We start from the raw sequence: 9,759 nt of genomic DNA, 5'->3' as shown, positions 1-9,759 counted from the left end.
CTCTGATATGGCCTTATTAAAACTCATGTACCTGGCTCATAATAACATTAAGCAAAAATGGACCATGCCTTTGTTAAACTGGGGACAGACCGCTCAGAAATTAGCCATTTGGTTTCCTAAAAAAATGAAGTTAGATTTGAATTGATTTGCACCGCCCCGTTAGCCTCTTGCGGGCTCGAGGCTTGCTACCAATGACACAGTTTATTTTACAGACCCTTTTTTAGATTTAGCTATTGAAGTCTGAAATACGCTTCAAATTCCAATTGTCGGAAATCCATCAGACCTCAGACCTCAGACCTCCGACTTCAATAATCTATATCCAAATTAAACCTCCTCCTGAACTCCTCCAGTTTCGGGTTCTTTTCAACCATATGATTGTACTTTTCTGTAGAAGTATAAAGGCGTTTTTTCCCTGTAACTTCAATGTGTTTGGTATTGAGTTCGATGCCGAAGTTTTTGAGCTTTGTTCTTAGGAAATTTAGAAGGTCTACTTTTTCATTGATTAACAACTCTTCCTGGACTCTGTTTTCGATGATTAGTTCAATCACGAAATTCTCTAAAAGAGTAGGGGGGTTCGATGTCATGATTGTAAAAATATTGAGCTTTCCCTCATGTTTTAGCTTTTCAGCATACTCGTTCCAAAATGTCAATAGGGTATTCCAATCGAATTCCATCCGGCTTTCCCCATCCAGGTATTCAGGCTTTTCTTCTTCTTTTTTTGAATAGTTAGCTTCCAGATCATTAAGGTTTGGAATGAGCGAAGTGTTACCGCTAAGTGAAGCCCTGGGAATGCTGATCTTCACTTTCTTTTCATCATTTGCAGGCGCTACTTCACGTACCTCTGGCAAATTATATAAGTCTTCCTCTTTGGACAAAACTGAATTTACTTCTGAAACTAGAGTTTCGGATTCACTTTCCTCAGCCTGTTTGTTTTGAATCGTGGAATCTTTTGTTGGAAAGGAGACTTTTGTTATCGGCTCAGGTTTTTTTTTTAATTCCCCGGGCTCGGAGAATGCTGGAGGCGCTGTGGAAAGATTCAGTACGGAGGGCAGGTGGCAAAGTTTTATAAGCGTCAGTTCAACCTGGAGGCGCTGGTTTTTGCTCATTTTGTAATTCAGATCACATTGATTGGTAATGTTTAAAGCTGAAATCAAAAATGAAGCGGATGAAGCTTGTGATTGTATATTATATTTTTGCCTTATCCCTTCGCTAACTTCCAGAAGAGTCAACGTCGACGCGTCTTTAGATACCAGTAAGTTTCTGAAGTGCGATGCCAGTCCTGTTATGAAATGGTTTCCATCAAAACCATGGCTAAGTATTTCATCGAAAATCAGTAAGGATACGGGAACATCGCTATCTAATATAGCATCTGCGAGCTTGAAATAATAATCGTAGTCAAGGATGTTTAGATTATCAATTACTGCCCGGTAATTAACATTTTTATTCGAAAAGCTCACTATCTGGTCGAACATGGACAAAGCATCCCGTAAGCCTCCGTCTGCTTTCTGAGCTATGAGATGGAGTCCGTCCTGATCATAGCTTACACCCTCTTTAATGGCAATTTCCTGAAGGTGAAGCGCCATATCGTCCACTTTGATTCTGTTAAAATCAAAGATTTGGCATCGTGAAAGGATTGTAGGAAGTATCTTATGTTTTTCTGTCGTTGCAAGAATAAAAATTGCATAGGAAGGAGGTTCTTCCAGAGTTTTCAAAAACGCATTGAATGCAGCCTGTGAAAGCATATGGACCTCATCTATAATGTATATCTTATATTTTCCTGCCTGAGGCGGGATCCTTACCTGCTCAATAAGACTTCGGATGTCATCGACGGAATTATTAGAAGCGGCATCAAGTTCATGGATATTGAACGAGTTGCCGTTTTGAAAAGAAACGCAGGAGTCGCATACACCGCATGCCTCGGCTTCCGGGCTAAGGCTCCGGCAGTTTATTGTTTTAGCAAGGATCCTCGCGCATGTGGTTTTACCAACGCCTCGCGGACCACAGAAAAGAAAGGCTTGTGCGAGCTGATTATTTGTGATGGCATTTTTTAGCGTTCCTGTTATATGCCGCTGGCCTACAACGGTTTGAAAGGTAAGCGGCCGGTATTTTCTTGCTGAAACTATGAAGTTATCCATCGGCTCCTAAATTAGAAAGAGGAACGGGTTAAACCAAACTTAGCTCGAGTTTTTTATTCTACGGCGGTGCAGCGGTTGACTCAAAGGTCTTTTTTCTCTTTGATCAGCATCAAAATAGAAAGGGTATTTTTAAGATAGAATTCCGGCCATTCATTGCAATGGAATTAATAAATCTTCATTTAGAGGAAAAAAAATGAAAATTCTTCAGTCACGCGTAAGATAAAAAATACCCACTTTTGGGGATGGCGCGAATGAGTTGTTAACTTGATATTTGCTTAAAGCGAAAAGAGATGAAAACATTTAATAAGTATCTGAAATTCACAATAGGCTTTATTGTATTCATTGTAAAGAGAAATACAATGTAATTTTGGCCTGCCCGTATATATACCTTTCCAAAGGTATCTGCGATTCCTAAAAATTCCGCTCCAATTTTCTGACAAACCATTTGAAAAATAGAAAATTATCCCTATTTTTGCATCCCGCTTTGAGGCCTGTTTAGCGTTTCACCGGATTTTTAATTTTTAAAAAACATAAAGCAACAATGCAACAGTACGAAACAGTGATCATTCTGACCCCGTTGTTATCTGAAGAAGCTGCGAAAGAGGTATTAACCAAATTCGGAAAGCTTATGACTGATAACGGAGCCGAAATTGTCCATGAAGACAATTGGGGTTTGAAAAAACTAGCGTATCCGATTCAAAAGAAGACTACAGGATACTATCACCTAACTACATTCAAAGCTCCGGGTGAGTTTATTAACAAACTTGAAGTTGAATACAAACGTGACGAACGTATCATGCGTTTTTTAACCGTTGCGCTTGATAAGCATGCGCTTGCATTCAGTGAGAAAAAACGTAGCGGAGCTTTCAACAAACCAAAAGAAACTAAAACTGAGGAGGTAGCGAAATAATGGCAAAAGACACAATCCAGTACGTTACCGCTCCAAAAGTTGATGAGAGCCGTAAAAAATACTGTCGTTTCAGAAAGAACGGAATCAAGTATATCGATTACAAGGACGCTAACTTCCTGTTGAAGTTTATCAATGATCAGGGTAAAGTTTTACCACGCCGTTTAACCGGTACTTCATTGAAGTTCCAGCGTAAAGTTGCACAAGCTGTGAAGCGTGCACGTCACATTGGTTTATTACCTTACGTTACTGATTCATTAAAATAGGAGAACGATAAGCGACATGGAACTAATTTTAAAACAAGACATCAAGAATCTCGGAGAGAAAGATGATGTTGTAAATGTAAAGCCAGGATTTGGTCGTAACTTCCTTATTCCAAAGGGTTATGCAACTCTGGCTACAGAATCAGCAAAGAAAGTTTTAGCTGAGAACTTAAAGCAAGCTGCTTTTAAACAAGATAAAATCAAGAAGGATGCAGATGCAATTGCTGGCAAACTTGAAGGTGTAAAGTTGTCGATCGGAGCTAAAGCAGGTGAGAGTGGTAAGATCTTTGGATCTGTTAATACTATTCAAATTGCAGACGCTTTAAAGAAAGAAGGATTTGAGGTTGACCGCAGACGTATCACTTTCGAAACAGAACCTAAGTTTGTTGGTGAATACATTGCAAACTTAAACCTTCACAAAGAAGTAAAGGTTAAGGTGCCGTTTGAGGTTGTAGCGGAGTAGGTCAGTTACCAGTTGTTAGTTACCAGTTACCTGGCTTACGACATTTGAAGAACGACTTGAAGTAAATAATAGAAAGAATGCTTTCTGGTTTTTCCGGAAGGCATTTTTTAATTTAGAGCAATATCAGTTGTCAGTTACCAGTTGCCAGTTACCAGTTACCAGGCTGGGTGGACTAGACGCTTAGCCTGGTATCTGGTAACCGAATGTCAATGAGCATAAAACTTAACCCGTCTTACTATCCGCTTTGCCTGGCAACGGGCAACTGGTAACCTAGAGTATGGCAAAACGAATCTCCCCCAAAAAATCTACCAGGACCAAATTTAGAAACCTCACCCGTCTTCTCGGAAAAGTAATCCTCTGGTTCCTAATCACAACCCTCGTTTGGGTTATAGCTTTACGGTTTATTAATCCCCCCATTACATACCTGATGCTGCATCGGGGTGTTGAGCGTAAACTTGATGGTAAAGAATGGAAGATAGAAAGGAAATGGATCGCCGTTGAAGATTTGTCTGATAATCTCAAAAAAGCGGCCATTGCAGGGGAAGATGTAAATTTTCTGCAACACTGGGGCTTCGATTTCAAAGCGATGGAAAATGCTTTCGAGAAAAATCAATCAAGTAGGCGTGTGATAGGGGGAAGCACCATCAGCCAGCAGACTGCCAAGAATGTTTTTTTATGGCCGGGAAGAACATATGTACGGAAAGCATTTGAAGCATATTTTACCGCTTTAATTGAACTTCTTTGGAGCAAGGAGCGAATTCTGGAAGTCTACCTTAATGTGATTGAAACCGGGGACGGTCTATATGGCGCTGAAGCAGCGTCCAAAAAATATTACAATAAATCTGCGGCCAGCATGACTAAGGCCCAGGCGGCACTATTAGTTGCTGTTTTTCCAAATCCACGACGATGGACGCCGGCCAGGCCTACATCCTATATATACCGCAAGCAAAGTCTGATACTTAGAAATATGAGGAGGTTGGGGAAATTGCCTTTTTAATCCTTAATCAACGTTTTCACTCCCCAGTTACTTGTCTAAATTTTAACGCAGAGTGCGCAAAACTCCGCGCGGAGGACGCAGAGAAAAATAGTTTTTATCAATAGTTAGCTCGAATGATTCTCTGCGAACTCCGCGTAAAACTCCGCGACCTCTGCGGTAAATATCCGAACTTTGCACGCACCGAAGGTGCTAATTCACCTTGCCGCAGAATACCTGACTGTGCCAGCTATCCTTCATCGCGACCTCCCAGGAACTTTCCAGTTCTTTCCGGGATGATATCAAATTGTTAAAAACGATAGTATTGGAGTTTAGCTCGCCTTTGCGAAGAAGGTCCTCAAATTCTGGTTTGCTGCAAGTAACAACTTGGTCTCCATCCCGATACGCTATTCTAAAGCGGTCGAAAAGTCCAATACCAAACTCATTTTCAATCTCCTTCATTAAATAGACGGATTTATCGATAGAACAACCAGTGGCTCCGGCAACTTGTTCATCTACAGATAAAATCAGAAACTGCCCATGCCTTATTTCGCCGTAAGCCGTTAACTGATGCCCGTGGGCAAGCCATTGCGAAGTAAAATCGTCCAGCTTTTGCTGAATTTGTTGCTCCTCCTCGGCTTTAAGAACACGATTGGACTGATAGATCCAAACACGGGAATTTTCAGAAATTTGCATGTGTAAATTTAGAATTAATATTTCAGATCAGGTAATTAAGCCCAGTGATGATTATAAATTAAAAGATTTTCAAATCTATGAAAGATTATGTCATAATGCGGAGCTATAAGACCAACGGAATTTTGGGTTCGATGAAATACATTATTATTATGCTTCATTCCCTGCGTTTGGGGGAGATATCATACTTACTGTACACGCTGTTTTTAATGAAAAGAATATCTAAATGCAATGATAAACTTTTATTGAAAAATATGATAAATAATGAAAACAAATACCTATTATTAGGTATTTATTGGTGGTATCTTAATATTTACATTTGTTTAAAACTTAGACATTATGAAGAAAATATTACCTCTTGTCGCATTTCTTTTGATAAGCTTTGCGGGGCCTATTTTTGCGGATGAAAGACTTAAGATTAGTGTTTCTGAACAGGATGCAGTCATCTTTGTGGATGGAAAACCTTCGGGCTCTTCAGCTGAGATCAAAATTGACAAAGGCTCCTGTGTAGCCGTTCGAATTGTAAAGATCGGATTTTTAACTGAAAACCTTTCGTTTTGCGATAAAAAGAGTGCTGCTACTATTCCGAAATCACTCTATGTAGAACTTAAAAGGGATGATTCTTATGATGCCTCCCTGAAAATTGATTTTGCTAATAATGATATTGATGTAAGAACTACTAAACCTGAGGTTGATGCATGGAGGTTAATGAACCAGATCATTACTTCTCAGTTTGATATTATTGAAATTACGGATAAAGAGACCGGATACCTTCGTACGGCCTGGGCCGTACAGACGTTTAAGGGAAATACCATACGTACGCGTATTGTTGTTAAATTAGGCGGAACAGATCCTCTTTATTACAAAATAAAGCTCATTAGTGAGCAATCGGGCGAGCCTGGCACTAGTCCGAAGGCAGATGAGAGGTTCCAGGAATGGGATCGTGTACTAAGAAAATACGAGGGAGTGGTAAACGAGATCCAAAACAGATTAAAATAAACTTTAACCTTTACGTAAACAGACCCCCCGATTTTCTGTCAGGAGATTGGGGGTTGCTATCTGAGGTCTGAGGTGTAACCGTTCAAGTTACGAATATTAGACAAATATATGATTCCAACTGTCAGCTAAAGTATCCCGTTTGCCTTAACTGTGATCTCCGCAATATCCAACACTTTAATTTCCTCCTCTTTGTTATAATTTTTTACTCCATCGCTTAGCATTGTCATGCAGAAAGGGCATGATGAAGCAATAATATTTGGTCGGAGTAAGAGAGCTTCATCAATCCGTTCTATATTGATATCTTTATTTCCCTTTTCGGGTTCTTTAAACATCTGAGCTCCGCCGGCGCCGCAGCAAAGACCATTTGATTTGCAGCGCTTCATTTCAACAAGTTCTGCATCCAGGATCTCGAGAGCAGCTCGTGGCGCTTCGTAAATATTATTGCCGCGACCGAGATAGCAGGGATCGTGAAATGTGATTTTTTTTCCTTTGAACGATTCTCCACCTTCAGCTTTGAGTTTTCCATCGTCGATCAATTGCTGAATAAGCTGCGAATGGTGAATTACCTCGTAGTTTCCACCAAGTCCGGGATACTCATTTTTAATTGTATTGAAACAGTGGGGGCAGCCGGTCACTATCTTACTGATTTTGTAGCCATCAAGGATTTGTATATTGGTCATTGCCTGCATCTGGAAAAGAAACTCGTTTCCTGCCCGTTTTGCCGGGTCGCCCGTACAGCTTTCTTCAGTTCCGAGCACGGCATATTTAATACCTACGTGCGCAAGTATCTTACAAATATCCCGCGTTATCTTTTGCGCACGCTCATCAAAGCTTCCTGCACATCCAACCCAGAAGAGTATTTCAGGAGATTCACCTTTGGCTGCCATTTCGGCCATTGTAGGAACGATCAATTTGTCAACTTGTTCATTAGCCAATTTGTCCATATATACTCCTGATGATTGATGTTCGTTTTCTGAAATTGATTCTACCATTTCTGCCTGTAATTTATTGTAGACCGCTTTACATTGACAAATCGACAATTTGTCTAATTGACTAATTGTTCTCTGCCCAATTAAACCTATCCGCTGGTGAGTATTTCCACGGTGCCCCATTGTTCTCCACATTCCCAAACATGTTATTCAGGGCTCCCGGAGCTTGCGACTCCTCCATAACAGTATACCTTCTTAGTTCCATAATAATAGCGAGCGGGTCTATATTTATGGGGCAGGCTTCTGTACAGGCATTACAGCTTGTACACGCCCAGATCTCCTCTCTGCTGATATAAGTGTCGAGCAGTGATTTGCCATCGTTGTGGTCTTTGCCATGCTTGTCAATATTAATACCCACCTCCGATGTACGGTCGCGTGTATCCATCATTATTTTGCGTGGGGATAAAAGCTTTCCCGTAATGTTAGCGGGACATACAGAAGTACATCTACCGCACTCTGTACAAGTGTATGCTTCCAGGAGGTTTTTCCATGAGAGATCGTTAATGTCTTTTGCACCAAATCTGCCGCCTTCTGGAGCCTGTGCTGGTACGAAAGATGGATCAAGCATGGCTTTAACTTCGTTAGTAACTTCAGACATATTGCTGATCACGCCTCTGGGTTCGAGTTTAGAATAATATGTGTTGGGGAAAGCCAGGATAATATGGAGATGTTTAGAATAAGGCAGGTAATTCAAAAAAGCGAAAATTCCGATGATATGGAACCACCAGCATATGCGCTCGATAGCAATCAATGCAGACTGGGAATCGGGGAGGATGGGGACCAGGACGCCGCTCACAGGAAATAATCCGGCAACTGGGTAATGAGCTGCTCCTAGTAATTGGAGTTTGTAATCAGCGGCATTCATAATCAAAAACGCGCTCATTAAGAGCACCTCGGCAATCAGAATTATATTGGCATCCGAAGTCGGCCATTTGGTCATCTCCACTCCGCTGAAACGTTTTATATTAAGAAAATTCCTTCGGGCAAAGAATGTGATAACACCAAACAGCACTAAAGCAGCAAGTACCTCAAAGGATGCAATTAAGACATTGTACAATCCGCCGAGAGGGGATGCAAAGATGCGGTGCGTGCCGAAAATCCCGTCGATAATTATCTCCAGAACTTCAAGATTTATGATCACAAAACCCACATATACAAAAAGGTGAAGGATAAAAGCAACAGGTCTTTTTGCCATTTTGGTCTGACCAAATGCCACCTTAAGCATCAACATCGTTCGCTCAGTCGGCCGGTCAGAGCGATCAAGGGGGCGGCCCAGGTTAATATTTCTTGAAATTTTACGTGCGTTGATTATGAAAAACCCGATAGCAGCAAGGGCAATAAGTAGAAACAGAATTTGTAAAAGCATATTGGTATAGCTTGGTAAACGCTAAAGTAGAAAATATCCTTCAGATGTAATTACTATGCATGCATAATAATTGGAATTTAGAATCAGTTTAAAGACGGTGACTGTGAAAGGAGTTTGAAGTATCCGGTATCAAGATTTGAGGGTGTTCTCCAAATTCGGAAATCCATCAGACTTCAGACCTTCGACCCCAGTCACGTAAGTACCACCTGCCCCAGATACTGGCTCTTCGAGCATTTTAACCTGTCAAAAGACACAAAAGACAGATATACTTCAGCTACCTTTCCGACCTGTTCTTTTGCAATTTTAAGTCTTGCAGTGTTTGCATATCTGGTGCTTTCAAAACTAGCATAAATACTTCCCGTCTCTGGAATAATTGCTAAGAGCAAACAGGCATCTTTCGATGAAGCTTTCTGGTGGCCGGAAAGCCATTCCCAATTGTATGTGAGGGTACAATCATCGTCACATGACACCGTTGGGTTGTCAGCGCCCGACAATTCGCCGTGACTTATCATAAATGCTGGGAAATTGATTTGGAAGTCAGGGTAATCACCAAGTACGTTCCCTGCATTACATGAATATGATGCCATCATGCCTGTCATTTTTGGTGAATAACTACGAAAAGTGATCGCCATAATATCGGGCATTTTCTTTAGCCACATATTTAAGTAGGCAAATTTAGCTCTTGCAGCTAACTGACCAGGTGTCGGCTGCCTGTTTTTTTTTATCCGCGGTAATCCTCGAATATAGCTGCCGCCTTTCCAGTTGTATCCGATGAATGATCCTGCTTTACCGCTGAAACCACCGTTTGGCCCATTATTCAAACGTCCCATACTTTGATGTTTAAGGGTTAATATTACTATACAAGCTACCCAATATCCTAGACATTTCCAAAGTTAATACACTATTAATTAGTATTTTAAACTATAATCAGTCTGAAATAAAACGTGGAATTGCGAACAATGTGCGTTTAA

Annotated in this window: 10 protein-coding genes; 5 read left to right on the top strand and 5 right to left on the bottom strand. The window is 40.8% G+C overall.

What is annotated here, in order from left to right; translation table 11 throughout:
- Positions 1-305 precede the first annotated feature (305 nt).
- Positions 306-2,135, bottom strand: coding sequence for a DNA polymerase III subunit gamma/tau (locus tag ACLL8Z_RS05285; protein WP_411273720.1), 1,830 nt, complete (start codon positions 2,133-2,135; stop codon positions 306-308).
- Between the two features lie 541 nt (positions 2,136-2,676).
- Here ACLL8Z_RS05285 and rpsF point away from each other — a divergent pair.
- The 4 genes from rpsF (at position 2,677) to mtgA (ending at position 4,765) form a co-directional block, all read left to right on the top strand.
- On the top strand, positions 2,677-3,045 hold the full coding sequence (gene rpsF, locus ACLL8Z_RS05280; RefSeq protein ID WP_411273719.1) for a 30S ribosomal protein S6: 369 nt from the start codon (positions 2,677-2,679) through the stop codon (positions 3,043-3,045).
- The gene (gene rpsR / locus ACLL8Z_RS05275) at positions 3,045-3,308 is read left to right on the top strand and encodes a 30S ribosomal protein S18 (RefSeq protein ID WP_305363252.1); all 264 of its coding nucleotides are present in this window, start codon (positions 3,045-3,047) and stop codon (positions 3,306-3,308) included. The genes rpsF and rpsR overlap by 1 nt, the downstream gene beginning before the upstream one ends.
- Positions 3,309-3,324: 16 nt before the next feature.
- Positions 3,325-3,768 (top strand): 50S ribosomal protein L9, encoded by a 444-nt coding sequence (gene rplI / locus ACLL8Z_RS05270; protein ID WP_411273718.1) that lies wholly within the window; start codon positions 3,325-3,327, stop codon positions 3,766-3,768.
- 277 nt (positions 3,769-4,045) lie between these two features.
- Positions 4,046-4,765 carry a monofunctional biosynthetic peptidoglycan transglycosylase gene (gene mtgA / locus ACLL8Z_RS05265; RefSeq protein ID WP_411273717.1) on the top strand — a complete coding sequence of 240 codons (720 nt, stop codon included), beginning with the start codon at positions 4,046-4,048 and terminating at the stop codon, positions 4,763-4,765.
- 189 nt (positions 4,766-4,954) lie between these two features.
- Here the strand turns inward: mtgA and ACLL8Z_RS05260 are convergent, their stop codons facing one another.
- On the bottom strand, positions 4,955-5,437 hold the full coding sequence (locus ACLL8Z_RS05260) for an ABC transporter ATPase (RefSeq protein WP_411273716.1): 483 nt from the start codon (positions 5,435-5,437) through the stop codon (positions 4,955-4,957).
- Between the two features lie 336 nt (positions 5,438-5,773).
- Here ACLL8Z_RS05260 and ACLL8Z_RS05255 point away from each other — a divergent pair, with 336 nt between their 5' ends.
- Entirely contained in the window at positions 5,774-6,433 is a 660-nt protein-coding gene (locus tag ACLL8Z_RS05255) for a hypothetical protein (RefSeq protein ID WP_411273715.1), read from the top strand.
- 125 nt (positions 6,434-6,558) lie between these two features.
- Here the strand turns inward: ACLL8Z_RS05255 and ACLL8Z_RS05250 are convergent, their stop codons facing one another.
- The 3 genes from ACLL8Z_RS05250 to ACLL8Z_RS05240 form a co-directional block, all read right to left on the bottom strand.
- Positions 6,559-7,377: a (Fe-S)-binding protein gene (locus ACLL8Z_RS05250; RefSeq protein WP_411273721.1), complete on the bottom strand. Its 819-nt coding sequence runs from the start codon at positions 7,375-7,377 to the stop codon at positions 6,559-6,561.
- Between the two features lie 109 nt (positions 7,378-7,486).
- Positions 7,487-8,788: a 4Fe-4S dicluster domain-containing protein gene (locus ACLL8Z_RS05245; protein ID WP_411273714.1), complete on the bottom strand. Its 1,302-nt coding sequence runs from the start codon at positions 8,786-8,788 to the stop codon at positions 7,487-7,489.
- Between the two features lie 191 nt (positions 8,789-8,979).
- The gene (locus tag ACLL8Z_RS05240) at positions 8,980-9,618 is read right to left on the bottom strand and encodes a DUF6266 family protein (protein ID WP_411273713.1); all 639 of its coding nucleotides are present in this window, start codon (positions 9,616-9,618) and stop codon (positions 8,980-8,982) included.
- Positions 9,619-9,759 lie beyond the last annotated feature (141 nt).

Origin of the sequence: Daejeonella sp., from assembly GCF_046590655.1 — a bacterium.
Classification (GTDB): Bacteria; Bacteroidota; Bacteroidia; order Sphingobacteriales; family Sphingobacteriaceae; genus Daejeonella.
This window is presented reverse-complemented; position numbering and strand designations above follow the sequence as displayed.

What these genes read in the sequence shown, in the direction of transcription:
- ACLL8Z_RS05240 (WP_411273713.1), bottom strand. Translation starts at nt 9,618, where the DNA reads ATGGGACGTTTGAATAATGGGCCAAACGGTGGTTTCAGCGGTAAAGCA.
- ACLL8Z_RS05245 (WP_411273714.1), bottom strand. Translation starts at nt 8,788, where the DNA reads ATGCTTTTACAAATTCTGTTTCTACTTATTGCCCTTGCTGCTATCGGG.
- rpsR (WP_305363252.1), top strand. Translation starts at nt 3,045, where the DNA reads ATGGCAAAAGACACAATCCAGTACGTTACCGCTCCAAAAGTTGATGAG.
- ACLL8Z_RS05250 (WP_411273721.1), bottom strand. Translation starts at nt 7,377, where the DNA reads ATGGACAAATTGGCTAATGAACAAGTTGACAAATTGATCGTTCCTACA.
- ACLL8Z_RS05260 (WP_411273716.1), bottom strand. Translation starts at nt 5,437, where the DNA reads ATGCAAATTTCTGAAAATTCCCGTGTTTGGATCTATCAGTCCAATCGT.
- ACLL8Z_RS05285 (WP_411273720.1), bottom strand. Translation starts at nt 2,135, where the DNA reads ATGGATAACTTCATAGTTTCAGCAAGAAAATACCGGCCGCTTACCTTT.
- ACLL8Z_RS05255 (WP_411273715.1), top strand. Translation starts at nt 5,774, where the DNA reads ATGAAGAAAATATTACCTCTTGTCGCATTTCTTTTGATAAGCTTTGCG.
- rplI (WP_411273718.1), top strand. Translation starts at nt 3,325, where the DNA reads ATGGAACTAATTTTAAAACAAGACATCAAGAATCTCGGAGAGAAAGAT.
- mtgA (WP_411273717.1), top strand. Translation starts at nt 4,046, where the DNA reads ATGGCAAAACGAATCTCCCCCAAAAAATCTACCAGGACCAAATTTAGA.
- rpsF (WP_411273719.1), top strand. Translation starts at nt 2,677, where the DNA reads ATGCAACAGTACGAAACAGTGATCATTCTGACCCCGTTGTTATCTGAA.